We start from the raw sequence: 24,901 nt of genomic DNA, 5'->3' as shown, positions 1-24,901 counted from the left end.
TGGGAGAGTAGGACGCCGCCGAACAAATTTTACGAAAAGCCCGGTTGGGAGCCACAGCTCTCAACCGGGCTTTTCTCATGTCTGTTTGTAGGCTGACCGCATGCGCTATGACCTGGTCATCTTCGACAACGACGGAGTGCTCGTCGACAGCGAGCCCATCTCCAACCGGCTTCTCGCCGCCTACCTCACGGAGTTGGGACACCCCACCAGCTACGAGGACTCCATACGCGACTACATGGGCTCCGCCATGCATCGCATCCACGACCTGGTCCTCGAGCGCTCGGGCAGACGGCTTCCGCCGGACTTCGACGCCACCTTCCACGGCCGGGTCTTCGACGCCTTCCGCCGCGAGCTGCGGCCGGTGGCCGGTGTGGCCGAGGTTCTGGAGAAGCTGCGGGCCGACGGCGTTCCGTACTGCGTCGCCTCCTCCGGCAGCCATGAGCGCATCCGCGTCGCCCTCCGTACGACCGGGCTGTACGACCTCTTCGGCGAGGACCACATCTTCAGCTCCGAGGACGTGGGCCGGGGCAAGCCCGCCCCGGATCTGTTCCTGCACGCGGCCGAGCGCATGGGCGTCGCGCCCGAGCGCTGTGCCGTCGTCGAGGACAGCCCGCTCGGGGTCCAGGCCGCCCTGGCCGCCGGGATGGATGTGTACGGCTACACGGCCATGACACCCGCCGCCAAACTCTCGGCGGCCCGGGGCCTCTTCGTGCGGATGGCCGAACTGCGAGGACTGCTCACCTCTACCCACAAGTAGCCCGGGGCCGTACGCTCCACGGCCATGACGGATTCGCGCCCGAGCCCCCGGCTCCGGCAAGGTCGGGCCTCATTGGCCATCAGCTTCTTCGTCCAGGGCGCGATCTTCGCTCTGTTGGTGACGCGGATACCCGCGCTCCAGGACCGGTACGGGATATCCGATGGGCTGCTGCCCCTCTTCCTGGCCGCCGTGCCGATCCTCGCCGGGGTGGGCAGCGTCGGCACCGAGCATCTCGTCAAGCGGGTGCGCCCGGGGCTGGTCCTCCGCGCGGTGCAGCCCATCGTCTCGCTCGCCCTGCAGTCCGCCGGATCGGGGACGGCGGTGTGGCAGCTCGCCGTGGCGCTCGCGGTGTTCGGGCTGACCGTCGGGGCGCTCGACGCGTCGATGAACATGCTCGGGGTGAGCCTCCAGCGCGCGTACGGGCGCAGCATCATGCTCGGCTTCCACGGCGCGTACAGCCTGGGCGGGATCGCCGGGGCCTCGCTCGCCTGGGCGGGGGCGCACTGGGACCTGCCGCTGCCCACGCTCTACGCGCCGCTGGTGGCCGTTCTGGTGCCCGCCGCGCTGATCGCCGGCCGCTGGTACGTCGACCACCAGGGCACCGAGCCGGCCGAAGTGGCGGCCGAGCCGACCGGAGTGGTGCGGGACGGGGCCACCGTGAGCATGCGGGCGCTGCTGCCGCTCTGTCTCGTCATGGCCTTCGCCTACATCGGCGACTCCACCGTCTCCAACTGGAGCGCCAAGTACCTGGAGGACGTGCTGCACAGCTCCGAGCAGCTGGCCACGGTCCCGTACAACGTCTATATGGTCACCACGCTCCTCGGCCGCTCCTTCGGCGACCTCGGGGTGCGGCGCTTCGGCGCGGTCGCCGTGGTCCGGGCCGGGGCGCTGCTCGCGGGCGGCGGCTTCGCGGTGGTCGCGGCGGCGCCCGGGGCCTGGGTGGGGATGGCCGGGTTCACGCTGCTGGGGCTGGGGTTGTGCGTGCTGGTGCCGCAGACCTTCGCGGCGGCGGGGCGGCTCTTCCCCGGGGCGTCCGACGCCGCCGTCGCACGCCTCAACATCTTCAACTACGTGGGCTTCCTCATCGGCTCCCCGCTCGTCGGCGCGCTGGGCGGGGCGTGGAACTATCGTGCGGCGATGCTGGTGCCGATGGCGCTCGTGCTGATGACGATCCGGTACGCGAGGTCGTTCAGCCCTCTACCAGCCGGATACGGTGACGGGCATGAGCGGCCGCGCACAGTTGATGTGGGATGAGGAAGTAACCGGATACGACTTCGGCGCCGGGCATCCGATGGACCCGGTGCGGTTGGCGCTGACCATGCGGTTGGTGCAGGCGTTCGGGCTGGACCGGTCGGTCCGGGTGGTGGCCGCCAAGCCGGCCGGGGAGTCGACGCTGCGCCTGGTCCACGGGCAGGAGTACATCGAGGCGGTACGGCGCGCCTCGGCCGCCCCGGAGGCGGCGGACGGCTCCTACGGCCTCGGGACGATCGACGATCCGGCCTTCGCGGGGATGCACGAGGCGTCCGCGCTGATCGCCGGGCAGTCGGTGGGCGCGGCCGAGGACGTATGGCGCGGGGAGGCGCTGCACGCGGTGAACTTCGCGGGCGGGCTGCACCACGCCATGCCCCGGGGCGCGTCCGGGTTCTGCATCTACAACGACGCGGCGCTGGCGATCGCGCGGCTGCTGGAGCTGGGGGCGGAGCGGGTCGCGTACGTGGATGTGGACGTCCACCACGGGGACGGGGTGCAGGCGGCCTTCTGGGACGATCCGCGGGTGCTGACGGTCTCGCTGCACGAGCATCCCCGGACGCTGTTCCCGCAGACCGGCTGGCCGGAGGAGGCGGGCGGGGAGGGCGCCGAGGGCTCGGCGGTCAATCTGGCGCTGCCGGCCGGGACTTCGGACGCGGGCTGGCTGCGGGCCTTCCACGCGGTGGTGCCGGAGCTGCTGGCGGCGTTCCGCCCGCAGGTGCTGGTGACCCAGCACGGCGCGGACACCCATGTCGAGGATCCGCTGGCCCACTTGGCGGTGACCGTCGACGCGCAGCGGGCGGTCGCGGAGAGCTGTCACCGGCTGGCGCACGAGCACGCGGACGGGCGCTGGATCGCGCTCGGGGGCGGCGGCTACGCGGTGGTGGACGTGGTGCCGCGGTCCTGGACGCATCTGGTCGCGATCGCGGCGGGGCGGCCGGTGGAGGCCACCACGCCGGTGCCGGAGGAGTGGCGGCAGGAGGTGTACCGGCGGACCCGGATGGACGCGCCGCGGCGGATGACGGACGGGCGGGAGCCGGACTGGCAGGACTTCCACGAGGCCGGGTACGACCCCGCGGACCGGCTGGACCAGGCGATCCTGGCGACGCGCCGGGCGGTCTTCCCGCACCACGGGCTGCTGCCGTAGCACGCCCCGTACACCGATCGCGGTCAAGCGGCCGTTACGCCAACCGTGGGGTCTGCCCGCGTATCCGGGCGGCCGAGGGGGCGGGTCCGCCAGCATCGGTGGTGTGTTGAGTACCGCGGCGCTGCGCGCGCATCTGCTGGCGGCGCGGCTCGCCGGACCCGTGGCCACGAGCCGGGAGGAGAGCCTGCGCCGCTATCGGCTCTTCGCGGCCCGGGACCCCCGGGTGCTGCTCGGGTTGGAGCCCGAATACGACTGGTCCTTTATGGAATTGCTCGGCCTGATGGGCGAGAAATGCGGGGTTTCGGTCGACCCGGCCAATGTTTCGGGGCCGGATGTGATCGATCCGGAGCTGACGATCGCCGCGCTGGACGCCTTCGCGGACCGGCTGCGCGCTGCCGCCCGGGACCGGCTCCCGGTGCTCCTCGGCACCGGCCATCCCCACCGTCTCCTCGGCTTCTACGCCGCGTTGGCGTCGGCGCTCTCGGCGGCGGGCTGCCGTGTCCTCACTCCCGCGCAGGGTAGATGTATCGACATAACGACGCGGTTCGGCGTACGTACCCACCGGCTCGCCTACGTACGAGGCGTCGCGATGGTGCGGGCACCCGGCGCTCGCCCGACCCGGAGTGAGCCGGGCGCCCACTGCCATTCGCCGCTCCCGGTTCGGGTCGCCCTCGGTCATGCCGCGGAGTCCGGCGGGCCCCTGCCGGGGCTCGTCATCGGGGACCACGGATGGGTCTGCGGGGCAGGTCAGCTGGGCTTTGAGGCCATCGGTCCCGGTGACACGGACGACCCCGCGCTGTTCGTCGGGGAGGCCGAGGGGCGGGTGTCCGTCGCCGTTCCGCTTGATGACGGTGTGCGGTCTGGTTACTACCGGCCGATTACTCGCTATGTACTCAATCGAGCGTGTCTGTCACAGTAGGCGTCCGATCGCTACTCCTCTTCCCCACTTGCATCACCCGCCCCTAATCTGGGGTGGAGCGCGCATGCGACCAGGAGTCACCGGAGGGGAAGCCGGTGCCCGACATGTGCGGAAGGTTCAGGTGTTGTCATGGCTGCTGGCGAACGGCCTCTGAACGAGGTTCAGTTTCTGACCGTGGCGGAAGTCGCCGCGGTGATGCGAGTGTCCAAGATGACCGTGTACCGCTTGGTGCACAGTGGTCATCTGCCGGCGATCCGGGTGGGCAGGTCTTTCCGGGTCCCAGAGCAAGCGGTTCATGAATACCTCCGCGAATCGTATGTGGGGGTGGAGTCCGCCTAGGCCGTTTCCGGGCCCGGGGAGGACCCTCGGATTACGTGGTTCGCTCGGCGCCGGGTAGGCTGGCCCGATGTAGGTCGTGTGGGCTCGGACGCCCCGCACCGAGTGAATCGAAGTGAGCGAGGGTAGTCGTGGGCTCTGTTATCAAGAAGCGGCGCAAGCGGATGGCCAAGAAGAAGCACCGCAAGCTGCTCAAGCGCACGCGCGTCCAGCGTCGCAACAAGAAGTAAGCAAGCGACGCTGTGTTCGTCCCGCAGCCCTTCCACCGCCGGTGGGAGGGCTGCGGTGCGTGGGTGGCACCGGCCTGAAGCCACGTTCGCCCCTTTGGCCCCGGCTTAAAACGGCGCACCGCGCGGCGAGTGGTCATCACAGCGCAAGATCGAGCGGTTACGGTGTTCGGCACAGCCCAGCTCGGACGAGGGCGGGAAGGAAGGCGCTGATCTTGGGAAAGGTCGTGCTCGTCACCGGAGTCGCTCGCCGGCTGGGAGGCCGTTTCGTCCGGCGCATACAGCGCGAACCCGATGTGGAGCGGGTGATCGGCGTGGACGCCGTGCCACCCGAACACCACCTCGGCGGCGCCGACTTCGTCCGGGCCGATATCCGTCATCCCACGATCGGGAAACTGCTCGCCGAATACGGCGTCCACACCGTCGTCCACATGGATATCAACGGCACTCCGCTGGGCGCGCGCGGCAATCGCGCCTCGGTCAAGGAGACCAATGTCATCGGCACCATGCAGCTGCTCGGCGCCTGCCAGAAGGCCCCGTCGGTGCAGCGGCTGGTGGTGAAGTCCAGCACCAATGTGTACGGCTCCGCGCCCCGCGACCCCGCCGTCTTCAGCGAGACCACCCCGCCCAAATCGCTGCCCAGCGGCGGATTCGCCAAGGACACCGTCGAGGTCGAGGGATATGTCCGCGGTTTCGCCCGGCGCCGCCCCGATGTCGCGGTGTGCGTGCTGCGCTTCGCCAACATCCTGGGGCCCTGCGCGGACTCCCCGCTCGCCGAGTACTTCGCGCTGCCCGTGCTGCCCACCGTCATCGGCTACGACCCGCGGCTCCAGTTCGTCCACGAGAAGGACGCCATCGAGGTGCTGCGGATCGCGGCCTCCGAGCCACGCCGGTCCACGCTCAACAGCGGCACGTTCAACATCGCCGGAGACGGGGTGCTGCTGCTCTCCCAGGCCGCCCGGCGGCTCGGCCGCCCGACCCTGCCGCTGCTGCTGCCCACCCTGCGCTGGGCCCGCACCGCGCTGCGGTCCCTCGGCATCACCGACTTCTCGCCCGAGCAGATCCGGCTGCTCACCCACGGCCGGGTCGTGGTCACCACCCAGATGCGCGAGACCCTGGGATTCGAACCCGAGCACACCACCGCCGGTGCCCTCGCGGACTACGCGCACAGCCGCGGCCCCGGGCTGCTCCCGCCCGAGACCCTCGCCCGTACCATCGACCGGCTCGCCGCGCTGCTGCCCGCCGGCGCCCAGCCTTAAAGGAGCGCAACCACCATGGCGGACGCCAAGGTCATTCCGTTCGGTGAGGAACCCCGGTCGTCCCGGAGGAAGGTCCCCCGGCTGGGCCGCGGCGGCCGCTCCCAGGGCTCGCTCAAGCCCGTACCGCAGCAGCGCGACGAGGCGCTGGAGCAGCGCCCCCAGACGGCGGCCGCGGCCGTGCCGCCCCTGCCGCCCGACCCGCCCAAGCCCGCCCCCGGCAGCGGTGACTGGGAGCGCAAGCTGGCCCACGGGCTGAGCTTTCTGCGCCGCCGGATCACCGGGGACTACGAGGTCGACGACTTCGGCTACGACCAGGACCTGACCGAGCAGGTGCTGATGTCCCTGCTCCGCCCGCTGTCCGACAAGTACTTCCGGGTCGAGGTGAAGGGGATCGAGAACATCCCCGACAGCGGCGGCGCGCTCGTCGTCGCCAACCACTCCGGGGTGCTGCCGCTGGACGGGCTGATGCTCCAGGTCGCCGTGCACGACAACCACCCGGCCAAGCGCCATCTGCGGCTGCTCGCGGCCGACCTGGTCTTCGTGCTGCCGGTCATCAACGAACTGGCCCGCAAGGCCGGGCACACCCTCGCCTGCGCCGAGGACGCCCAGCTGCTGCTGGAGCGCGGCGAGGTGGTCGGGGTGATGCCGGAGGGCTTCAAGGGGATCGGCAAGCCGTTCTCGGAGCGGTACAAGCTCCAGCGCTTCGGGCGGGGCGGCTTCGTCTCGACGGCGCTGCGCGCGGGGGCGCCGATCGTGCCGTGCTCGATCGTGGGCGCGGAGGAGATCTACCCGATGGTGGGGAACGCGAAGACCCTGGCCCGGCTGCTCGGCATTCCGTACTTCCCGATCACGCCCACCTTCCCGCTGCTCGGGCCGCTGGGCGCGGTGCCGCTGCCGACGAAGTGGACCATCCAGTTCGGCGAGCCCATCCCCACCGACGGGCATCCGCCGGAGGCGGCGGACGACCCGATGCTGATGTTCAACCTGACCGACCAGGTACGAGAAACGATCCAGCACACGCTGTACAAGTTGCTCGTCCAGCGGCGGTCGGTGTTTTTCTGAGGGTTGCCCGGTCGGGGTGGGGAGGGCGGCGCGGCTGTCCAGTCCGACGGACGGAGTCCGGCGCAGCCGGCCGAAGCTGGGGAGGCCCGCCAGGGCCGAGTCATGCGAGGGTGGCCGGGGGAGGGGTCAAGTTGCTGGTGNCGCCAGGGCCGAGTCATGCGAGGGTGGCCGGGGGAGGGGTCAAGTTGCTGGTGCAGCGGCGGTCGGTGTTTTTCTGAGGGTTGCCCGGCCGGGGTGGGACGGCTTGGTGCCTGTGGGGTGGTGTGCGCCGCACACCACCCCACAGGCCATCTTCACCTCGTGTCGTCGCCGTCGATGCTCAGGCCCGGCAGCAGGTCCGGGAGGAGCGGGGGGATGGTGATGTCCGGCTGGGACGGCTTGCTGCCCGGGTCGCCCTTGCCCGTGGACGGGCTGGGGCTCGATCCGCCGCCGAGCGGTGGGTCCAGCAGATCGCCGGCCCCGCCCACCAGCCCGCCGCTCTGGCTGTGGGCGCTCGCCGAGGACGACGGGTGCGGGCGGGGTGCCGTCCTCTCGTCGGTGCGGCTGCCGCTCGGGGTGGCCGAGGCGGACGCCGGGCGGTCGTCCGGGTCCGTCCCGCCCGCGCGCTGCGGCGCATGGCCGGTCTGCGGGCCGGACTGGGCCTGCTGCTCCTTCTTCGTGGGCAGCAACGCCCGCAGCGGACCGACCTCTTGGTCTATGGCGTCGAAGACCGAGCTCACCTCGTCGCCGACGTCCATGAGCTGGACCGGCAGCTGCTCGCGCAGCCGGCTCCAGCCGTCGCGGTGGGCCTGGGAGAAGGTGGACAGCTGCTGGATCGGGCCGAGCGAGCCGTCGCGCTCATAGACCTGGTGCAGCAGCCGGTGGCCCTCGGAGGCGTCATGGCGCATCCCGGCCAGGACCCGGCGGATCTCGCCCAGCGAGTCATGGTCCAGATCGCCGGTGCGGGCCCGCTCCATCAGCCGGCGCGCCTCGCTCATCCGGGTGGACGCCTGGTCCAGATAGATCCGGCCCCGGTCGGCGTCGCCGTCCGCCATCTCCAGCTTGAGGTCTTCCATACCGCGCTTGAACCCGTAGAGGGTGTCGCCCGGCAGCGCGTTCGAGCTGGCCGCGGCGACGCCGCCGAACGCCCCCGCCGCCACGCCGACCGTGAGCCCCCCGGCCGCGAGCCCCTTGGACCAGCGGGAACGGGGGCGGAATCTTGCCACCGGGGGTTTGGCCCGGTGGGCGCCACTGGGGCGGCGGCGCTGCTCGGGCACGCGCGGCGCCCCCTCGGCGAAGGCCGCCTCCATGGCGGCGAGCAGCTGCGCCCGCTGGGTGGCGCGGACCTCCGGGTCCAATGTCGGCGCCGGCAGCTCGCCCAGCCCGCTCGCCAGGGCCAGCAGCCGTCTCCGCTCGGCGCTCTCCGCCGATGGGGAACCTGGCTGTTGCTGCGGCGTCTCGTCCCGGGCGGCCCGGTGGTTGCTCTCCAGGGCCTCCAGGGCCTCCAGGGCCTTGGCGAAGGCGTTCGCCCGCCGGTGTGCCGATACGTTCGCGATCACAGGCGGCACCTCCTCTCGTCGTGACGGTCGACTCCCCAGGACACCCGAGGGTTCCGTGCCATGCGCGCGTCCACCCGATCGAGTGAGTGGATCACGGGCAGGGTACGACCACAAGGCGCCTGCATCCCCCACAACGAGCGGCGCAGCACCCGGGTTACGCCCTCCCCGAGGGCCCTCCCGACGGGCGGACGGACCGTGGCGGGGAGGCTACGGGCGGTCAGCGGGCGTCGTCCGGAAGGAGCCGGGCCAGGGTGCGGACGGCCCGGTACTGAAGCGTTTTGATCGCGCCCTCGTTCTTCCCCATGACCCGGGCGGTCTCGGCGACCGAGAGGCCCTGGAGGAAGCGGAGCGTCACGCACTCCTGCTGCTGCGGGTTGAGTTTTCGCACCGCTTGCAGCAGGGCGGCGTTGGACAGCGATTCGAGGACGGAGTCCTCGGGGCTGCGCTCGACCTCGTTGGCGTCCAGCATCTCGCCGGTGGTGACCTCCAGCCGGAAGCGGCTGGACTTGAAGTGGTCGGCGACGAGGTTGCGGGCGATGGTCACCAGCCAGGCGCCGAAGTCGCGGCCCTGCCAGGTGAAGGTGCCGATGCGGCGCAGGGCGCGCAGGAACGTCTCGCTGGTGAGGTCCTCGGCCGTGGCCCGGCCGCCCACGCGGTAGTAGATGTAGCGGTAGACCGTGTCGGCGTACTGGTCGTAGAGCCTGCCGAACGCCTCGGCCTCCCCGGACTGGGCGCGCTCGACGAGGTCCATCATGCGGCGGCTGTCGCTGTCGGCGCCGGGGCGCCGGGCGGTGGGGGTGGAGCCGCGGGAGCGTCTGCCGACCGCGGCGCCGCCGTCCGCCAGTGCGTAGCACGGGTCGGCCCGGCCGGGGCGGTCGACCGTGCCGACGGCTTGGCTGACGGGCTGGGGGGTGGCGAGGGCGGGGACGGCATACGCGGTGGGGACGAAGCCGCGCAGACAGTCGAGGACCGTTGCGCGCAGCGTAGCCAGGCCCGAGGCGTCAACCCCGACGTGTGGGTACACGGGACTCCCAGAGGCAGAGCTTCCATCACGTGCAGTACGGGACCGTCACCCGCCGTAGGGACGCGTGGGTACCGGTTTGCGTCTAAGGAGAATAACGCTTCGTACAGGCGGCACTACACCCAGTTGCTCAAATCATCGTTTCCGTTCGCTCTGTTATGGATTGATGACGCATCAAGTATCGAACGTGTACCGCCAATTGATCGGAACCGTTCGTGGGTTGTGCGATTGTGTGGCGTGTTGTGACAAAGCGGCGGTAAGGGGACTGGCGGGGGCGCTGTGGGGTAGGAAGCGCGGAATGACCGAAACAGGGCGGGCGCGTTCGGTTGGTCACGCTGTGTATCGATGAGCGCGTCGTCACGGAGCGCGATCGGCGGTCAGCCTTGACCGTCCTCGGTCACGGTCGTGCGCAGGCGGTCAGCGCCGCCCGAACGGGGCACTCCGGAAAGGGCTCAGCGGGAGGTCAGGGAGGGGGTCGGGGGTGACGCCGGGGGCCGGAACGGGCCCCGGCCGCCGGTGGTCAGCGGCGCCGGCGGTGCAGGGCCACGGCGGCCGCCGTGCCGCCCGCCACCGCGCCCACCCCGGCCGCCGCCGGGATGCCGATCTTGGCCGCTTTACGTCCGGTGCGGTAGTCGCGCAGCCGCCAGCCCTGCTCACGGGCGTGCCTGCGCAGCCGGGTGTCCGGATTCACCGCGTACGGATGGCCCACGATCGACAGCATCGGGATGTCGTTCGCGGAGTCGCTGTAGGCCGCGCAGCGGGCCAGGTCCAGCCCCTCGGCCGTCGCCAGCGCCCGTACGGCCTCGGCCTTGGCCGGGCCGTGCAGCGGTTCGCCGACCAGCCGGCCGGTGTAGATGCCGCCCACCGATTCGGCCACCGTGCCCAGCGCCCCGGTCAGCCCCAGCCGCCGGGCGATGATCGTCGCGGTCTCCACCGGCGCGGCGGTCACCAGCCAGACCCGCTGCCCGGCGTCCAGATGGGCCTGGGCGAGGGCGCGGGTGCCGGGCCAGATGCGGTCGGCCATGTACTCGTCGTAGATCTCCTCGCCGATCGACATCAGCTCGGAGACCCGGTGGCCCTTGACGATGGACAGGGCGCTGCTGCGCACGTCCTCCATGTGCGCCGGGTCCTCGACCCCGGCCATCCGGAACCAGGTCTGCTGCCAGGCGAAGCGGGCGAGCTCGCGCTTGCGGAAGAAGTGCCGCTTGTAGAGGCCGCGGCCGAAGTGGAAGAGCGCGGCGCCCTGCATGACCGTGTTGTCCAGGTCGAAGAAGGCGGCGGCCCGCTCGTCCCCGACGACGGGGAACTCCGGTTCGGCGGGGGGCTGCGGTGCGGGGGGTTCGGCCGATGACTTGCGCGCGGCCTCGGCCGATGCCTCTCCGGCGAGGACACTCCGCTCGGTGGCGGGTCGTCGACGTCGGGTGAACCATCCCAGTGCGGCCATGGGGCGAGCATAGCCAGCGCTCCGGCGCATCCCGCTTACGCCCGGGTGTCGGGCCGATTCAGGTTGAGCGAAAGGGAGGCGCGCGAGGGGGAACGGGCCCGGTGCGGGGGCCGGGGTCAGCCGCCGAGCGCGGCGCGCAGCCGCTGGGGGTTCACCCGCCAGAAGTCGTGCTGCTCGCCGTCGATCAGCACCACCGGGATCTGCTCCCAGTAGGCGCGGTACAGCTCCTCGTCCTGGGTGATGTCCTTCTTCTCCCAGGGGGTGCCCAGCTCGCCGCAGACCTCCTCGACCACGGCCTCGGCGGCCTCGCACAGATGGCAGTCGGGCTTGCCGATCAGCGTGACCGTGCGCTCGGTGGGCTTCTTGCGCGGGGCGCGGCGCAGCAACGGACTCATGCCCACAAGTGTGCCCCCCTTTTTCGGGGCTCGGTTCGCCTCCGGGGCGCTCGAGTCGCTGTCGACGGTCGACCGTGCTCGGTCGCCCACGCGGCGGAGCCGCATATCGATCGGAGCCCTCGCTCCCTGTGCGCGCTCTCCCTTTCGGCAGCGACGCGCCCCTTCGGCTCGCCCCCAGCTACCGCTGGGAGGTGCCCCCAGCCGGAAGACCCCGGCGCTCCGATGCGTGATGGCGCCCAAGCTGGTTCCGACGGGTTCGTAAGTGGGCTCTCGGTCGATTACGATCGTGGGCGTTTTGTTGCTGTCCGGGGGTAAAAGGTGAGGAGTGAGGGCCTGTGCTCCCGTCGGCGGCCCAGCGGGGCGAGCGTGCCCGCGGGGAACGGTGCGACGCAGGTAGTGGTTCCGCGGCTGGCTCGATAGGACGCGTGACACCGGTCACTTTGCTCGGACAAAGCGGACACCATCTTTGTGCACGCGTTCACAAAGACATAGCCTGCTGTCGATGGGGCGGTCATGAAACACCCGGCCGCCCGCAGCCTCGCTCTACCCGCAGGAGCACCGTGGCAACTGGCCGAACTCACCGACCGGCGACCCGCAGCCGAGGGATCCCCGAGGCCACCGTCGCCCGGCTACCGCTGTATCTGCGTGCGCTGACCGCTCTCTCCGAGCGCTCGGTGCCCACGGTGTCCTCGGAGGAGCTGGCCACCGCGGCCGGCGTCAATTCGGCCAAGCTGCGCAAGGACTTCTCCTATCTCGGTTCGTACGGCACCCGCGGTGTCGGCTACGACGTGGAGTACCTCGTCTACCAGATCTCGCGGGAGCTCGGGCTCACCCAGGACTGGCCGGTTGTGATCGTCGGCATCGGTAACCTCGGCGCCGCGCTCGCCAACTACGGCGGCTTCGCCTCCCGCGGCTTCCGGGTCGCCGCGCTGATCGACGCCGACCCCGCGATGGCCGGGAAGCCGGTCGCGGGCATCCCGGTGCAGCACACCGACGAGCTCGAGAAGATCATCACGGACAACGGGGTCTCGATCGGCGTCATCGCCACCCCGGCGGGCGCGGCCCAGCAGGTCTGCGACCGGCTCGTCGCCGCCGGGATCACCTCGATCCTCAACTTCGCGCCCACCGTGCTGTCCGTTCCGGACGGGGTGGACGTGCGCAAGGTCGATCTCTCGATCGAGCTCCAGATCCTCGCCTTCCACGAGCAGCGCAAGGCGGGCGAGGAAGTCGGCGCCCCCGAGGAGGCCGCGGGGGCCGCGGGGGCGGTTCCACCGCCGCCCGTGGCGCCGCATCGCGCGCCCCCCGGCGCCCCCGGCGCCCCCGGCGCCGACAGCGGCCGGCAAGGACCTGACGGGGACGTGCCCGCCGTGATGCCCGCATGAGTCTCCTCGTCGTCGGACTGAGTCACCGCAGCGCGCCCGTGAGCGTGCTGGAGCGCGCCGCCCTGGTGGGGGACGAGCAGGCGAAGCTGGTGCAGGACACCCTCGTCGCCGAGCCCGCCACCGAGGCCGCGGCGCTGGCCACCTGCAATCGCATCGAGCTCTACGCCGACGTGGACAAGTTCCACGCCGGGGTCGCCGAGCTGTCCACGCTGCTCGCCCAGCACACCGGCGTCGGACTGGACGAGCTCACCCCGTACCTCTACGTCCACTACGAGGACCGGGCCGTCCACCACCTGTTCTCGGTGGCCTGCGGGCTGGACTCGATGGTCGTGGGCGAGGGCCAGATCCTCGGCCAGATCAAGGACGCGCTGGCGCTCGGGCAGGAGCTGCACACCGCCGGGCGGCTGCTGAACGACCTCTTCCAGCAGGCGCTGCGGGTCGGCAAGCGGGCCCACAGCGAGACCGGGATCGACCGGGCGGGCCAGTCGCTGGTCACCTTCGGCCTGGAGCAGCTGGCCCAGGGCGCGCCGGTGGCGGAGTGGGCCCGGGGCAAGCGCGCCCTGGTGATCGGCGCCGGTTCGATGTCCTCGCTGGCCGCTGCGACGCTCGCGCGCGCCGGTGTATCAGAACTGGTGATCGCCAACAGGACGTTGGAGCGGGCGCTGCGCCTGGCCGAGTCCCTGGCCCAGCAGCACGCCGCCACCCCGGTCGCGATCGCCCCCGCCGATGAGGGCGCCTCCACCGGTGCGGAAACGTTGCGCGAGGGCCTGGTGGCCCGCGCCGTGCCGCGGGACCGGGTCTCCGCCGAGCTGCCGCACGCCGACATCGTCGTGTCCTGTACGGGCGCGACCGGGCTGGTCCTGACCGCCGCCGAGCTGCGCACCGCGCTCGCCCAGCGCGCCGCCTGCCCGCCCGGGGCGCACCCCGCGGGGACGGACGTCTCGCTGCTGGATCTGGCGATGCCGCGCGACATAGACGCGGCGGCGCACCGGATCGAGGGGCTGCACCTGGTCGACATCGAGTCCCTCGCCGAGGCTGCCGCCGAACCGTCCGGCGCGCCGGGCTCGTCCGCCGGGGCGATGGCCGCCGACGTGGACAAGGTGCGGGCCATCGTCTCCGAGGAGGTGGCCGCCTTCGGGGCGGCCCAGCGCGCCGCGCACATCACCCCGACGGTGGTCGCGCTGCGTACCATGGCGGCGGACGTCGTCGCCAGTGAGATCGCCCGCCTCGACGGGCGACTTCCCGATCTGGACGACAAGCAGCGGGCCGAGATCACGCAGACCGTGCGCCGGGTCGTCGACAAGCTGCTGCACGCGCCCACCGTGCGGGTCAAGCAGCTCGCGAGCACTCCGGGAGGCGCCGGTTACGCGGACGCGCTGCGGGAGCTCTTCGACCTCGATCCGCAGGCGGTCGCCGCCGTCAGCCGCGCCGACGGCTCGGCCCGCACCGCAGAACCGAACGACCCGAAGGGAGGCCGGGCATGAACGCCACCCCCTCACCCGCCGCCTCCGGCGGCGCTCCGCCGCTGCGTCTGGGCACCCGCCGCAGCGCGCTCGCCATGGCCCAGTCCGGGCTGGTCGCGGACCTGGTCCGCGAGGTCACCGGGCGCCCCGTCGAGCTGGTCGAGATCACCACGTACGGCGACACCTCGCGGGAGCACCTCGCACAGATCGGCGGCGCCGGCGTCTTCGTCTCGGCGCTGCGCGAGGCGCTGCTCAGGGGCGACATCGACCTGGCCGTGCACTCGCTGAAGGACCTTCCCACCGCGGAGCCGGAGGGGCTGACGCTGGCCGCGGTCCCGCGCCGCGAGGATCCGCGCGACGCGCTGATCGCCCGGGACGGGCTCACCTTCGCCCAGCTTCCGCCGGGGGCCCGGATAGGCACCGGATCCCCGCGCCGCGCGGCCCAGCTGAACGCGTGGGCCCGCTCCTTCGGCCTCGACATCGAGACCGTGCCGATACGCGGCAATGTCGACACCCGCATCGGCTACGTCCGCTCGGGACGGCTGGACGCCGTGGTGCTCGCCGCCGCCGGTCTGATCCGGCTGGGACGGATCGGCGAGGCGACCGAGCTGCTCGATGCCGACCATGTTTTGCCCGCCCCCGGCCAGGGGGCCCTGGCAGTGGAGTGTGCCGCGTCCAGCGTGGCGCTCGCTGCCCGGCTCGCCGAGATCGACGACCCGTCCACACGGGTCGCCGTGACCGCCGAGCGATCCCTGCTCGCCGCCCTGGAGGCCGGCTGCAGCGCACCCGTGGGGGCGTTGGCCGACCTGTTGGGCGACGGTCAGGCTGTCACCGAAATGCGCCTGCGCGGCGTCGTCGGCACGCTCGACGGCACGACGCTGGTGCAGCTGTCCACCACCGGTCCCGTACCCGCGTCGCCCAGTGGGGCCGCGGACCTCGGTCGCGTACTCGCTGCCGAGCTGCTCGCCAAGGGTGCGGCCGGTCTTATGGGGGAGCGAGCACTTTGAACCCCACCGCCCCGAATCACCCCGGCTGCGGACACGTCACCTTCCTCGGTGCGGGCCCCGGAGATCCGGGCCTGCTGACCTTGCGCGCCGTGGAGGCACTCGCCTCCGCGGACGTGTTGATCGCCGACCCTCAAGTGCTCGACGTGGTGCGCAAGCACGTCAGGCCGGGCGTGGCCGCGGAGGCTCAGGGCACGCCGCGGCAGGCGGACGCTGATGGGTCGTCAGGCACCGCCACCGTCCCGGTACTCAGGGACAGTGCCAATCTTGTCATGACGGCCGCGCGCGGCGGCAAGCGGGTCGTGCGCGCGGTCGCGGGCGACCCCGGCCTCGACGGATACGCCGCCGACGAGATGCTCGCCTGCGCCGCCGAGGGCATCGTCTTCGAGGTGGTGCCCGGTGTGGCCGCCGCGGTGGGCGTGCCCGCCTACGCGGGGGTGCCGCTGCGGGACGCCCACAGCGCCGATGTGCGCTTCGTGGACGCCCTGAGCGCCGACGAGCGCTGCTGGAGCGAGATCGGCTCGTCCGACGCGACCGCCGTGGTCTCCGCGACCCTGGAGACGGTGGCCGCCGCCGCGGGTGAGCTGGTGGCCGCGGGCCGCAAGCCGGACACCCCGCTCACCGTCACCGTCGCCGGCACCACCACCCGCCAGCGGACCTGGACCGCGACGCTGGGGACCATCGCCCAGGTGCTGAAGGCGGCCAAGGTGCTGCCGTCGCCGCAGGGCGCGCAGCCGGTGATAGCCGTGGTCGGCGAGCAGAGCGCGGCCGGCCGGCGCGATCAGCTGTCATGGTTCGAATCCAAGCCGCTGTTCGGCTGGAAGGTCCTGGTGCCGCGCACCAAGGAGCAGGCCGTCTCGCTCTCCGATCAGCTGCGCGGCTACGGCGCGGTGCCCAGTGAGGTGCCGACCATCGCCGTGGAGCCGCCGCGTACCCCGCAGCAGATGGAGCGCGCGGTCAAGGGCCTGGTCACCGGCCGCTATGAGTGGATCGCCTTCACCTCGGTCAACGCGGTCAAGGCGGTGCGCGAGAAGTTCGAGGAGTACGGGCTCGACGCCCGCGCGTTCGCCGGGATCAAGGTCGCGGCGGTGGGCGAGCAGACCGCGAAGTCGCTGGTCGACTTCGGGGTGAAGCCGGATCTGGTGCCCAGCGGTGAGCAGTCCGCGGCCGGGCTGCTGGAGGACTGGCCGCCGTACGACCCGGTCTTCGACCCGATCGACCGGGTGTTCCTGCCGCGCGCCGACATCGCCACCGAGACCCTGGTCGCCGGGCTGATCGAGCTGGGCTGGGAGGTCGACGACGTGACCGCGTACCGCACCGTGCGCGCCTCGCCGCCGCCGGCCGAGACCCGTGAGGCCATCAAGGGCGGCGGGTTCGACGCGGTGCTCTTCACCTCGTCGTCCACCGTGCGGAACCTCGTCGGCATCGCGGGCAAGCCGCACAATGTCACTGTCATCGCCTGTATCGGCCCGGCCACCGCGAAGACCGCGGAGGAGCACGGGCTGCGGGTGGATGTGCTGTCGCCCGAGCCCTCGGTGCTCAAGCTGGCCGAGGCGCTCGCGGACTTCGGGGCGGCGCGGCGGCAGGCCGCGATCGAGGCCGGGGAGCCGGTCACCCGCCCGAGCGAGCGACGGCCAGGTTCGCGAAGGAGGGCACGCTCTTGAGCACCACGTACGGCAGCTTCCCCGGTACCCGGCCGCGCCGGCTGCGCACCACGCCCGCGATGCGGCGCATGGTCGCGGAGACCCGGCTGCACCCGGCCGAGCTGATCCTGCCCGCGTTCGTCCGCGAGGGCGTGAGTGAGCCGGTGCCGCTCCAGTCGATGCCGGGCGTGGTCCAGCACACCCGGGACACGCTGCGGAAGGCGGCGGCCGAGGCGGTCGCGGCGGGCATCGGCGGGATCATGCTGTTCGGCGTGCCGGAGGAGTCCAAGAAGGACGCCGTCGGCACCCCCGGTACCGACCCCGACGGAATTCTCCAGGTCGCCATCCGCGATGTGCGCGCCGAGGTCGGCGACGACCTCGTGATCATGTCCGACCTCTGTCTGGACGAGCACACCGACCACGGCCACTGCGGCGTCCTGGACGCCGAGGGCCGGATCGACAACGACGCCACGCTGGAGCGGTACGCGGAGATGGCCCGCGTCCAGGCCGACGCGGGCGTCCACACGGTGGGCCCCAGCGGGATGATGGACGGGCAGGTCCGGGTGATCCGCGAGGCCCTGGACGGCGCCGGGCACCAGGACGTGTCGATCCTCGCCTACACCGTGAAGTACGCCTCCGCCTTCTACGGTCCGTTCCGCGAGGCGGTCGGCTCGTCGCTGAAGGGCGACCGCAAGACCTACCAGCAGGACTCGGCCAACGCCCGCGAATCGCTGCGCGAGCTGGAGCTGGACCTGGCCGAGGGCGCGGACATGGTCATGGTCAAGCCGGCCCTGCCGTACCTGGACATCGTGCGCCAGATCGCCGACGCCGTGGACGTGCCGGTGGCCGCGTACCAGATCTCCGGTGAGTACGCGATGGTCGAGGCGGCCGCGGCCAACGGCTGGATCGACCGCGACCGCGCCATCATGGAGACGCTGACCTCGGTGCGGCGCGCGGGCGCGGGGATGATCCTCACGTACTGGGCGACGGAGGTCGCGCAGCGGCTGAACCGCGGCGAGTAGCTTTTCTGAGGCCGACAGCGGGCCGGACGCGCACCCCGCGCCTCCGGCCCGTCGTGGCGTCGTGGTGCTGCTACGGCGTCTCGCCCAGCGCCGCACGAAGCCAGTCGTCGTACTCGCCGACCCAGCCCCGTACCACGGACGCGAGACCTTCAGGCATACCGTCGGTCTGGTCCGTGGTCACCGCTCGCGGGTCGGCACTGGGTGCGTTGACAGCCGACTTCTCACATCCTGAGCCGGTGTCCATGCGGCTGGGCGTGGTGTGCGCCAAGAATCAGCGCACGACGCGACCACGTTCAGCCCACGTCGGCCGAGTCCTGAGTACCGGTTGAGGCCGGATCGGCGGGTGCCGGGGCGAGGAGGCCGTGGAGAGCGTAGTCCACCAGTTTGCGCGTCTCGTCGGGGGCGAGTGAGCCGTGGCCGGACATCAGGCGGAAGACGAGTGCGCCCAGGAGGATGTCCGTGGCCGCGGCGGCGTCCACGCCCGGGCGGGTCAGGCCCGCTTCGGCGGCGCGGTCCCAGAACGGCTCGAGGGCCGCCCGGCGGGGCATCAGGAAGAACTCGTGGAAGTACGGCGCCGCCTGCGGTTCGGTCGCGCAGGCCGCCAGCAGCTGACCGAAGAGGGCGCCTTCCGGGCTGGTGTAGTGGGTCAGCAGGTCGGTGGCGTACGTGACCAGGTCGTCGATGGGGCGTCCGGTATCGGGGAGCGCCACCACCTCGGCCGTGTCACGGCCGAACGCCTCCGCGATGATCGCGGCCTTGCAGGGCCAGTGCTTGTAGATGGTGGCCGTGCTCACACCGGACCGTGCGGCGATGCGGTCGATGGTGATCGCGGTGATGCCGTCCTCGCGCATGAGGGCGCTGGTGGCCGTGAGTACGGCGTCGTGGGCCCGGGCGCTGCGGGGGCGCCGGGGGCGGTCCAGGGTCACGGGTGGGCCTTTCCTCCGGGCTTGCCGTTCAAAGTGAAGTGATGTTTCACTTTAGTTTGAGGCCGGGCGATGACGCAACGCCGTCGCCGCCGGACGGCCCCGGGAACAGCGAAAGGAACCGCCATGCCGCACTTCGTCGTCACGTACGTCCACCGCGATCCCACCGGCTGGGCGCGCCATCTCGACGCCCACCTGCGGTGGCTGGTCGAGCGCGTGGAGTCGGGGGAGCTGCGCGCTTCGGGACCGACCACCGGGGCGGAAACGCGGGGTGAGGGGTGGGAGCGGACCGCGTTGCTGGTGTTCGCGGCGGCTGATGAGGAGGCGCTGCGCGCGGTTGTCGACACCGACCCGTACATGGCGGAGGGCCAGGTGCAGGAGATGACGGTCACCCGGTGGGACCCGATCTTCGGGGTGCTCGCCGAGGAGTCGAGCCGGGCCGGTACCGGTGACGCGGAGCTGCTCGAGCACCTCGCCGGGCTGGCCCGGTAGGGAGGGATCGACGATGCTCTACGAACTCGCGACCCTGTCGCTCAAGCTGTACTCCGTCCCCAAGGCGCTGTCCGCCCTGGAGACCTACACCACGCGCGATGCCATCGGCGGCCGGCTGCTCGGCTGCTGGGAGCCCGAGCACGGCGAGATCGTCGGGCGGCTGCTCCTGCTGCGCGGCTTCGAGAACGCCGAGGAGCTCACCGAGGAGCGCGGGCGCGTCCTCACCAGCTCGGACCCGTTCGGCATCGGGAAGCACCTGACCGGGTTCGAGGTGGAGAGCTACGCTCCGTTCCCGTTCCTGCCACCGGTCGAGCCGGGGGAGTACGGCTCGGTGTACGAATTCCGCACGTACCGGCTCAAAGTCGGGGGGCTCGTACCCACGATGGCCGGGTGGGAGGCCGCGGTGCCCGAGCGCACCCGGCTCCACCCGCTCACGACGGCCATGTACGGTCTGGACGGCGCGCCGCGGATCACCCACATCTGGCCGTTCCCGGACCTCAACGCCCGGCTGGAGATCCGCCGGGAGTCCTACGAACGCGGGATCTGGCCGCCGGAGAACGGGCCGGAGAACATCGCCCACGCCACCTCGACGATCGCCCTGCCGACCCCGATCTCGCCGTTGCGCTGACCGGCCGAAGGGGCAGCCCCCGGGGCTCTCCCCGGGGGACGAACGGCCGCCGTCTCAGGACTCTTCGCGGTCCTGCGGGGACAGCTTCGCCCAGAGGCCGAACGCGGCGGCGACCACCAGCAGGCCGATGCCTATCCAGAGGTTGATGCGGATGCCGTCGGCCTTGGCCACCTCGGCGGGGCCGTCGGTGATGCCGAGGACGGTCAGGACGGCGCCGTACAGGCCGAGGAGTGCGGCGATGAGCCGGCGGACGTCGAAGGTCTTGCCCGGGGTCATGGGGTCCTCGCCCCGCTTCATGTCGCTCATACGGCTATCACCAGCCAGACGCTCAGAGCCGCTGTCAGGGTCAGGATGACGCTCCCCAGCACCACCGGGGACTTCCACCACGGCTGCCGTACGGAGGCCTCGTGGGCGTCGGGGGAGTCGGGGTCGGGGAGGCTCCAGACCAGGCCCCGCAGTTCGGACTCCGGCTTCGGCTTGGTGACGAGGGTGACCGCGACCGTGACGACCGCGTCCACGACGAAGGCGAAGAGCGCGCCGTAGAAGTTGGCCATCTGGGCGTTGATCGTGTCGTGCGGGCCGACCTCGCCGCCAGGGTAGAACCAGCCGATGTGGTACGCCGAGAGATGGGCCGCGGCCGCCGCGACCGTACCGGACAGCATGCCCCAGAAGCCCGCCCACGGGGTGACCCGCTTCCAGAACATCGCCAGCAGGAAGGTCGCGAACAGCGGCGAGTTGAAGAACGAGAACAGCAGCTGGATGTAGTTCTGGATGTTGTTGTACTCGGAGGCGACGAACGCGGCGGCCACGCTCACCGCGATGCCCGCGACCGTGGCGTAGCGCCCGGCCGTGAGGTAGTAGCGGTCCTCGCGCCCCTTGACCACGTACGGCTTCCAGATGTCGTAGGTGAACACCGTGTTGAAGCCGGAGATGTTGGCCGCCATGCCCGCCATGAAGGCCGCCAGCAGCCCGGTGAGCGCGATGCCGAGCACGCCGTTCGGCAGGAAGCGCTGCATCATCTCGGGGATCACGTCGTTGTACGTGGGCCCGCCGGGCTTCCCCAGCTTGGGGATGATGACCAGCGCGATCATGCCGGGGACCACGGTGAACAGCGGCAGCGCCATCTTGGGGAAGGCCGCGATCAGCGGGGTGCGGCGGGCCGCGTTGAGGTCCTTGGCGGCCAGGGACCGCTGCACCTCGGCGAAGTTGGTGGTCCAGTAGCCGAAGGCGAGGACGAAGCCCTCGCCCATCGCCAGACCGATCCAGTCGCCCAGCGGATTGGTCCAGTGGCCCGGGGTGGTGCCCTGCCAGGTGTGCAGCAGGCTGGGGTCCTGCACGGCCTCCCGCAGCCCGCTGAAGCCGCCCACGGAGTGCAGTCCGATGACGACGATCGGGATCAGCCCGGCGAGGATCACGAAGAACTGGAGCACCTCGCCGTAGATCGCGCCCGCGAGCCCGCCCAGCGTGATGTACGCGAGCACGAAGACCGCCGACAGCAGGATGGACAGCCACAGCGGCCAGCCGATCAGCAGCTTGACGATCAGGGCGAGCGCGAAGAGGTTCACCCCGGCCAGCAGCATCTGCGCCACGGCGAAGACGACGCTGTTGAGGAGATGGGTCTGGTTGTTGAAGCGGCGGCGCAGATACTCCGAGACGCTGTGGACCCGCGTCGAGTAGTAGAACGGCATCATCACGACGCCGAGGAAGACCATCGCGGGGATGGCCCCGAGCCAGTAGAAGTGCACCGCGGCGGCCCCGTACTGGGCGCCGTTGGCCGCGCCGCCGATGATCTCCAGGGCGCCGAGGTTGGCGGATATGAAGGCCAGACCGGTGATCCAGGCGGGCATCGAGCGCCCAGCGAGGAAGAAGTCACCGGTGGTGTGGACGGCCCGCTTGGTGGTGAGGCCGATGGCGATGATCGCGCCGAAGTAGACGGCGAGCAGGAACCAGTCGACGGCTCCGAGGTCGAGGGTGCCGGTCATGTCCGGGTCTCTCCCGCGTCGCCGGGGCGCGGCGCGTGACCGGCGGCGAAGCCGACGACGAGGTCGGCGGCCTCGCGACCGGGGGCGACGAGGCGGGCGTTGGCCTCGTCGGAGGTGAGGACCCAGCGTTCGGCCTCGGCGGGCTCCTTGCCGAACCGCTCATGGCGGTCGATCAGTCGCCGTACCCGCTCCTCGGTGTCCAGCTCGACCCACCAGGTCTCGTCCAGCAGGTCGCGGACCGGGCGCCAGGGCGCGTCGTCCAGCAGCAGGTAATTGCCCTCGGTGATGACGAGCGGGACCTCGGGATCCACCGGGATGGAGCCCGCGATGGGCTGCTCCAGCTCGCGTTCGAAGCCCGGCGCGTACACCGGCTCGCCGGGGCGCGGCTCCTTGAGGCGCCGCAGCAGCGCGGCGTAGCCGTACGGGTCGAACGTCTCCGGGGCACCCTTGCGGCCCAGCAGGCCGAGGCGGCGCAGCTCGACGTCGGCGAGGTGGAAGCCGTCCATCGGGACGAGGACGGCGCGGTCGGGGCCGAGCGCGCCGACCAGGTACTCGGCGAGGGTGGTCTTGCCGGCCCCGGGCGGTCCGGCGATGCCGAGCAGCCGGCGGCGGCCGGAGCCGGAGCCGGGGTCGGAGCCGGAGCCGGAGCCGGAGTCGGCCAGGCGCCGGGCGCGCTCGAGGAGTTGCTGGGGAGTCATGGCAGGTCTTTCGGGGAGTTGGTCTTTCGGGGAGTCCGGGCGGGTGCGGGGTCAGGCCGCCGCGTGGGCGTGCGCGGCCTTGAGCTGGTCGGCGATGTAGGAGCGGGCGTGGGCGGCGAGGTCGGCGCCGTCGGCCCACAGATCGCGCCAGACGGCGAGGTCGTGGGAGAGGCCGGGGGCGACCACGGCGGAGGAGAAGGACTCGAAGGTGATCGGGCCCTGGTAGCCGATGTCCGCGAGGGCGTGGAAGAAGGCGGGGAAGTCCACGGTGCCGGAGCCGAGGTAGCCGCGGTGGGACTCGCCGATGTGGACGTAGCCGAGGCGGTCGCCGCAGGCGCGGACGGGGCGGGCGAAGTCCTGCTCCTCGATGTTCATGTGGTACGTGTCGAGGTGGACCACCACATTGGCCGCGCCGATCTCGTCGATCAGCTCCAGGGCCTGCCGGGCGGTGTTGACCAGGTTGGACTCGTAGCGGTTGACGACCTCCAGGCCGAGCGTCACCCCGAGCCCGTCGGCCTCGGCGGCGAGCCTGCGCAGGGTCTGGACGGCGTGTTCGCGGCCCTTGGGGGTCGGCGGGTGGCCGTACTTGCCGAGCGCGCCGTAGAGCACCCCGCCGAAGTAGTGGCCGCCCAGGTCATGGGTGAGGTGGAGGGCTTGGCGCAGCAGCGCCTCGCCCCGGGCGGCGGTCGCGGGGTCCTCGGAGGAGACGTCGGAGTCGAAGGCGAGGCCGCGGGAGCAGGCGACGCCCAGCTCGTGGGCGGCGAGCACCTCGCGGGTGGCCTTCACATCGACGATCCCGGGGTCGTGGAGGGAGATCTCGACCAGGTCGTAGCCGGCCTCGCGGCTGCGGGCGGCGGCGGTCCGGGCGCCCTCGGGCGTCCAGTCGCCGGTCCACACGAGTGCGTGCACTCCGAGGTCGTTCATGGCGATCCCTTCTCCTGCCTGCCCTTCGGGCGTGCTGTGCGGCGTTGCCCGCCCGATGTTACGCATCTTTTGCGTAAAGGCAATACATAAGTCTTCTTGGGGTCGGTCGTAAAGGGAGGTACGGTGTGGGCGGTACCGAACAGAGCGTGAACAGTGGAGGACAGGGCCCAGTGACGGAGGCGGTCTCGGCAGGTCAGCCAGCGCAGGCGCATCCCACGGGCCCCGGGGCGGTGCTGGCGCTCATCCGCGGCGGCCGGGCCACCACCCGCGCCCAGTTGATGGCGGCCACCGGGCTCTCCCGGTCCACCATGGCCACCCGGCTGGAGGCGCTGACCGAGGCGGGCTATCTGGAGGCGTCCGGCGCGGCCGACTCCACCGGCGGCCGCCCGGCGGGCTCCTTCCGGCTGCGTCCCGACTCCGGAGTGCTGCTGGTGGCCGACATCGGCGGCAGCCATGTGCACACCGCGCTCGCCGACATGGCCTGTGATGTCCTCGGCTCGCACCGCCGGGACCTCGATGTGGCCGAGGGGCCGGAGGCGGTGCTCGGCCAGGTGGCCGCCGACTTCCGGCGGCTGCTGAAGGAGGCGGGCGAGCCCGCCGAGCGGGTGCGCGGCATCGGCGTCGGCGTGCCGGGCCCGGTCGAGTCGGGCACCGGCCGGGTGGTCAGCCCGCCCATCATGACCGGCTGGGACGGCTATACGGTGCCGGACTTCTTCCGCGACACCTACGACTGCCCGGTGCTGGCCGACAAGGACACCAATCTGATGGCGCTGGGCGAGCACCGGGTCAACTGGCCCGACGTCCAGCATCTGCTCTTCGTCAAGGCGGGCACCGGCATCGGCTCCGGTCTGGTCCTCGGCGGGCGGCTCCACCACGGCTCCCAGGGCGCGGCGGGCGACATCGGTCACATTCCCGCCCCCGGGCTCGACGAGACCTCCCCGGACGCGCCCCTGTGCCGCTGCGGCAACTCCGGCTGTCTGGAGGCGGTGGCCGGCGGCTGGGCCCTGGTGCGCGACCTCACCGCCGCCGGGCACGAGGTGGCCACCACCGACGATGTGGTGGCCCTGGTGCGCTCCGGCAACGGCGACGCCGTACGGCTGCTGCGCCACGCCGGGCGTCTGCTCGGCCAGGGTGTCGCCGACGCGGTCAGCCTCCTCAACCCCTCGATCCTGGTGGTCGGCGGCGGCCTCGCGCATGCCCAGGAGCATCTGATCGCCGGTATCCGGGAGGTCACCTACCGTCGCTCGCTGCCCCTGGCCACCCGGGACCTGCGGGTCGTCCTCTCCCCGCTGGCCACCCGCGCGGGCGTCACCGGCGCGGCCCACATGGTCGCCGACGCCCTCTTCGACCCGGCGACGGTCGACTCCCGGCTGCGGTGAGTGCACTA

General features: G+C 71.7%; 25 protein-coding genes. 16 read left to right on the top strand and 9 right to left on the bottom strand.

What is annotated here, in order from left to right; genetic code table 11:
- Positions 1 to 100 precede the first annotated feature (100 nt).
- The 8 genes from IEJ02_RS29540 to IEJ02_RS29505 all read left to right on the top strand — a co-directional run bounded on the left by IEJ02_RS29540 (position 101) and on the right by IEJ02_RS29505 (position 6,955).
- Positions 101 to 757 carry an HAD family hydrolase gene (locus IEJ02_RS29540; RefSeq protein WP_191067610.1) on the top strand — a complete coding sequence of 219 codons (657 nt, stop codon included), beginning with the start codon at positions 101 to 103 and terminating at the stop codon, positions 755 to 757.
- 24 nt (positions 758 to 781) lie between these two features.
- Positions 782 to 2,011: an MFS transporter gene (locus IEJ02_RS29535; RefSeq protein ID WP_191067609.1), complete on the top strand. Its 1,230-nt coding sequence runs from the start codon at positions 782 to 784 to the stop codon at positions 2,009 to 2,011.
- A complete protein-coding gene (locus IEJ02_RS29530; RefSeq protein WP_191067608.1) occupies positions 1,980 to 3,152 on the top strand; it encodes an acetoin utilization protein AcuC in 1,173 nt (390 codons plus the stop codon). Before IEJ02_RS29535 ends, IEJ02_RS29530 begins: the two co-directional genes overlap by 32 nt.
- A 103-nt stretch (positions 3,153 to 3,255) precedes the next feature.
- Complete coding sequence (locus IEJ02_RS29525) at positions 3,256 to 4,071, top strand: phosphatase (protein WP_191067607.1); 816 nt, start codon at positions 3,256 to 3,258, stop codon at positions 4,069 to 4,071.
- A 129-nt stretch (positions 4,072 to 4,200) separates the two neighbouring features.
- Positions 4,201 to 4,410 carry a helix-turn-helix domain-containing protein gene (locus IEJ02_RS29520; RefSeq protein ID WP_135341538.1) on the top strand — a complete coding sequence of 70 codons (210 nt, stop codon included), beginning with the start codon at positions 4,201 to 4,203 and terminating at the stop codon, positions 4,408 to 4,410.
- 128 nt (positions 4,411 to 4,538) lie between these two features.
- The gene (locus tag IEJ02_RS29515; protein WP_003948845.1) at positions 4,539 to 4,637 is read left to right on the top strand and encodes a 30S ribosomal protein bS22; all 99 of its coding nucleotides are present in this window, start codon (positions 4,539 to 4,541) and stop codon (positions 4,635 to 4,637) included.
- 212 nt (positions 4,638 to 4,849) lie between these two features.
- A complete protein-coding gene (locus tag IEJ02_RS29510) occupies positions 4,850 to 5,893 on the top strand; it encodes an NAD-dependent epimerase/dehydratase family protein (protein ID WP_191067606.1) in 1,044 nt (347 codons plus the stop codon).
- A 15-nt stretch (positions 5,894 to 5,908) separates the two neighbouring features.
- Positions 5,909 to 6,955: a lysophospholipid acyltransferase family protein gene (locus IEJ02_RS29505; protein ID WP_191067605.1), complete on the top strand. Its 1,047-nt coding sequence runs from the start codon at positions 5,909 to 5,911 to the stop codon at positions 6,953 to 6,955.
- A gap of 293 nt (positions 6,956 to 7,248) precedes the next feature.
- On the opposite strand, the gene IEJ02_RS29500 is transcribed toward IEJ02_RS29505, so the two are convergent.
- The 4 genes from IEJ02_RS29500 to IEJ02_RS29485 all read right to left on the bottom strand — a co-directional run bounded on the left by IEJ02_RS29500 (position 7,249) and on the right by IEJ02_RS29485 (position 11,353).
- A complete protein-coding gene (locus tag IEJ02_RS29500) occupies positions 7,249 to 8,493 on the bottom strand; it encodes a DUF5667 domain-containing protein (RefSeq protein ID WP_191067604.1) in 1,245 nt (414 codons plus the stop codon).
- A gap of 217 nt (positions 8,494 to 8,710) precedes the next feature.
- Positions 8,711 to 9,517 carry an ECF subfamily RNA polymerase sigma factor, BldN family gene (locus IEJ02_RS29495; RefSeq protein ID WP_191067603.1) on the bottom strand — a complete coding sequence of 269 codons (807 nt, stop codon included), beginning with the start codon at positions 9,515 to 9,517 and terminating at the stop codon, positions 8,711 to 8,713.
- 517 nt (positions 9,518 to 10,034) lie between these two features.
- Positions 10,035 to 10,958 carry an HAD family hydrolase gene (locus tag IEJ02_RS29490; RefSeq protein WP_137978964.1) on the bottom strand — a complete coding sequence of 308 codons (924 nt, stop codon included), beginning with the start codon at positions 10,956 to 10,958 and terminating at the stop codon, positions 10,035 to 10,037.
- Positions 10,959 to 11,074: 116 nt separating this feature from the next.
- Positions 11,075 to 11,353, bottom strand: coding sequence for a glutaredoxin family protein (locus IEJ02_RS29485; RefSeq protein WP_137978965.1), 279 nt, complete (start codon positions 11,351 to 11,353; stop codon positions 11,075 to 11,077).
- Positions 11,354 to 11,913: 560 nt separating this feature from the next.
- Between IEJ02_RS29485 and IEJ02_RS29480 the strand changes: the two genes are divergently transcribed.
- The 5 genes from IEJ02_RS29480 to hemB are packed head-to-tail and all read left to right on the top strand — an operon-like array spanning position 11,914 to position 17,867.
- Positions 11,914 to 12,735 (top strand): redox-sensing transcriptional repressor Rex, encoded by an 822-nt coding sequence (locus tag IEJ02_RS29480; RefSeq protein ID WP_191067602.1) that lies wholly within the window; start codon positions 11,914 to 11,916, stop codon positions 12,733 to 12,735.
- Complete coding sequence (locus tag IEJ02_RS29475; RefSeq protein WP_191067601.1) at positions 12,732 to 14,219, top strand: glutamyl-tRNA reductase; 1,488 nt, start codon at positions 12,732 to 12,734, stop codon at positions 14,217 to 14,219. The genes IEJ02_RS29480 and IEJ02_RS29475 overlap by 4 nt, the downstream gene beginning before the upstream one ends.
- Complete coding sequence (gene hemC / locus IEJ02_RS29470) at positions 14,216 to 15,205, top strand: hydroxymethylbilane synthase (RefSeq protein ID WP_191067600.1); 990 nt, start codon at positions 14,216 to 14,218, stop codon at positions 15,203 to 15,205. The genes IEJ02_RS29475 and hemC overlap by 4 nt, the downstream gene beginning before the upstream one ends.
- Positions 15,202 to 16,866, top strand: a complete 1,665-nt coding sequence (locus IEJ02_RS29465; protein ID WP_137978967.1) for a bifunctional uroporphyrinogen-III C-methyltransferase/uroporphyrinogen-III synthase — start codon at positions 15,202 to 15,204, stop codon at positions 16,864 to 16,866. The genes hemC and IEJ02_RS29465 overlap by 4 nt, the downstream gene beginning before the upstream one ends.
- Positions 16,863 to 17,867 carry a porphobilinogen synthase gene (hemB, locus tag IEJ02_RS29460; protein WP_137978968.1) on the top strand — a complete coding sequence of 335 codons (1,005 nt, stop codon included), beginning with the start codon at positions 16,863 to 16,865 and terminating at the stop codon, positions 17,865 to 17,867. Before IEJ02_RS29465 ends, hemB begins: the two co-directional genes overlap by 4 nt.
- 293 nt (positions 17,868 to 18,160) lie before the next feature.
- Here the strand turns inward: hemB and IEJ02_RS29455 are convergent, their stop codons facing one another.
- Positions 18,161 to 18,793 (bottom strand): TetR/AcrR family transcriptional regulator, encoded by a 633-nt coding sequence (locus IEJ02_RS29455; RefSeq protein ID WP_191067599.1) that lies wholly within the window; start codon positions 18,791 to 18,793, stop codon positions 18,161 to 18,163.
- 123 nt (positions 18,794 to 18,916) lie between these two features.
- Here IEJ02_RS29455 and IEJ02_RS29450 point away from each other — a divergent pair, with 123 nt between their 5' ends.
- Both IEJ02_RS29450 and IEJ02_RS29445 read left to right on the top strand, forming a co-directional pair.
- Complete coding sequence (locus tag IEJ02_RS29450) at positions 18,917 to 19,282, top strand: YciI family protein (protein WP_191067598.1); 366 nt, start codon at positions 18,917 to 18,919, stop codon at positions 19,280 to 19,282.
- Between the two features lie 13 nt (positions 19,283 to 19,295).
- Entirely contained in the window at positions 19,296 to 19,910 is a 615-nt protein-coding gene (locus IEJ02_RS29445) for an NIPSNAP family protein (RefSeq protein ID WP_191067597.1), read from the top strand.
- Between the two features lie 54 nt (positions 19,911 to 19,964).
- On the opposite strand, the gene IEJ02_RS29440 is transcribed toward IEJ02_RS29445, so the two are convergent.
- The 4 genes from IEJ02_RS29440 to IEJ02_RS29425 are packed head-to-tail and all read right to left on the bottom strand — an operon-like array spanning position 19,965 to position 23,514.
- On the bottom strand, positions 19,965 to 20,216 hold the full coding sequence (locus IEJ02_RS29440; RefSeq protein ID WP_223864597.1) for a hypothetical protein: 252 nt from the start codon (positions 20,214 to 20,216) through the stop codon (positions 19,965 to 19,967).
- Positions 20,213 to 21,892, bottom strand: coding sequence for a sodium:solute symporter family protein (locus IEJ02_RS29435; protein WP_191067596.1), 1,680 nt, complete (start codon positions 21,890 to 21,892; stop codon positions 20,213 to 20,215). The genes IEJ02_RS29440 and IEJ02_RS29435 overlap by 4 nt, the downstream gene beginning before the upstream one ends.
- Positions 21,889 to 22,590: a nucleoside/nucleotide kinase family protein gene (locus tag IEJ02_RS29430; protein ID WP_191067595.1), complete on the bottom strand. Its 702-nt coding sequence runs from the start codon at positions 22,588 to 22,590 to the stop codon at positions 21,889 to 21,891. Before IEJ02_RS29430 ends, IEJ02_RS29435 begins: the two co-directional genes overlap by 4 nt.
- Before the next feature lie 51 nt (positions 22,591 to 22,641).
- Positions 22,642 to 23,514 (bottom strand): sugar phosphate isomerase/epimerase family protein, encoded by an 873-nt coding sequence (locus IEJ02_RS29425; RefSeq protein ID WP_191067594.1) that lies wholly within the window; start codon positions 23,512 to 23,514, stop codon positions 22,642 to 22,644.
- A 170-nt stretch (positions 23,515 to 23,684) separates the two neighbouring features.
- Here IEJ02_RS29425 and IEJ02_RS29420 point away from each other — a divergent pair, with 170 nt between their 5' ends.
- Positions 23,685 to 24,893, top strand: a complete 1,209-nt coding sequence (locus tag IEJ02_RS29420; protein WP_317985945.1) for an ROK family transcriptional regulator — start codon at positions 23,685 to 23,687, stop codon at positions 24,891 to 24,893.
- Positions 24,894 to 24,901 lie beyond the last annotated feature (8 nt).

The organism is Streptomyces sp. 5-10 (genome assembly GCF_014712245.1).
GTDB classification, from domain to species: domain Bacteria; phylum Actinomycetota; class Actinomycetes; order Streptomycetales; family Streptomycetaceae; genus Streptomyces; species Streptomyces violaceusniger.
Note: the sequence above shows the minus strand (reverse complement) of the source record. Positions and strands in the feature narration are given on the sequence as shown.

What these genes read in the sequence shown, in the direction of transcription:
- IEJ02_RS29505 (WP_191067605.1), top strand. Translation starts at nt 5,909, where the DNA reads ATGGCGGACGCCAAGGTCATTCCGTTCGGTGAGGAACCCCGGTCGTCC.
- hemC (WP_191067600.1), top strand. Translation starts at nt 14,216, where the DNA reads ATGAACGCCACCCCCTCACCCGCCGCCTCCGGCGGCGCTCCGCCGCTG.
- IEJ02_RS29445 (WP_191067597.1), top strand. Translation starts at nt 19,296, where the DNA reads ATGCTCTACGAACTCGCGACCCTGTCGCTCAAGCTGTACTCCGTCCCC.
- IEJ02_RS29490 (WP_137978964.1), bottom strand. Translation starts at nt 10,958, where the DNA reads ATGGCCGCACTGGGATGGTTCACCCGACGTCGACGACCCGCCACCGAG.
- IEJ02_RS29450 (WP_191067598.1), top strand. Translation starts at nt 18,917, where the DNA reads ATGCCGCACTTCGTCGTCACGTACGTCCACCGCGATCCCACCGGCTGG.
- IEJ02_RS29430 (WP_191067595.1), bottom strand. Translation starts at nt 22,590, where the DNA reads ATGACTCCCCAGCAACTCCTCGAGCGCGCCCGGCGCCTGGCCGACTCC.
- IEJ02_RS29440 (WP_223864597.1), bottom strand. Translation starts at nt 20,216, where the DNA reads ATGAGCGACATGAAGCGGGGCGAGGACCCCATGACCCCGGGCAAGACC.
- IEJ02_RS29540 (WP_191067610.1), top strand. Translation starts at nt 101, where the DNA reads ATGCGCTATGACCTGGTCATCTTCGACAACGACGGAGTGCTCGTCGAC.
- IEJ02_RS29535 (WP_191067609.1), top strand. Translation starts at nt 782, where the DNA reads ATGACGGATTCGCGCCCGAGCCCCCGGCTCCGGCAAGGTCGGGCCTCA.
- IEJ02_RS29425 (WP_191067594.1), bottom strand. Translation starts at nt 23,514, where the DNA reads ATGAACGACCTCGGAGTGCACGCACTCGTGTGGACCGGCGACTGGACG.
- IEJ02_RS29485 (WP_137978965.1), bottom strand. Translation starts at nt 11,353, where the DNA reads ATGAGTCCGTTGCTGCGCCGCGCCCCGCGCAAGAAGCCCACCGAGCGC.
- IEJ02_RS29435 (WP_191067596.1), bottom strand. Translation starts at nt 21,892, where the DNA reads ATGACCGGCACCCTCGACCTCGGAGCCGTCGACTGGTTCCTGCTCGCC.
- IEJ02_RS29530 (WP_191067608.1), top strand. Translation starts at nt 1,980, where the DNA reads ATGAGCGGCCGCGCACAGTTGATGTGGGATGAGGAAGTAACCGGATAC.
- IEJ02_RS29520 (WP_135341538.1), top strand. Translation starts at nt 4,201, where the DNA reads ATGGCTGCTGGCGAACGGCCTCTGAACGAGGTTCAGTTTCTGACCGTG.
- IEJ02_RS29475 (WP_191067601.1), top strand. Translation starts at nt 12,732, where the DNA reads ATGAGTCTCCTCGTCGTCGGACTGAGTCACCGCAGCGCGCCCGTGAGC.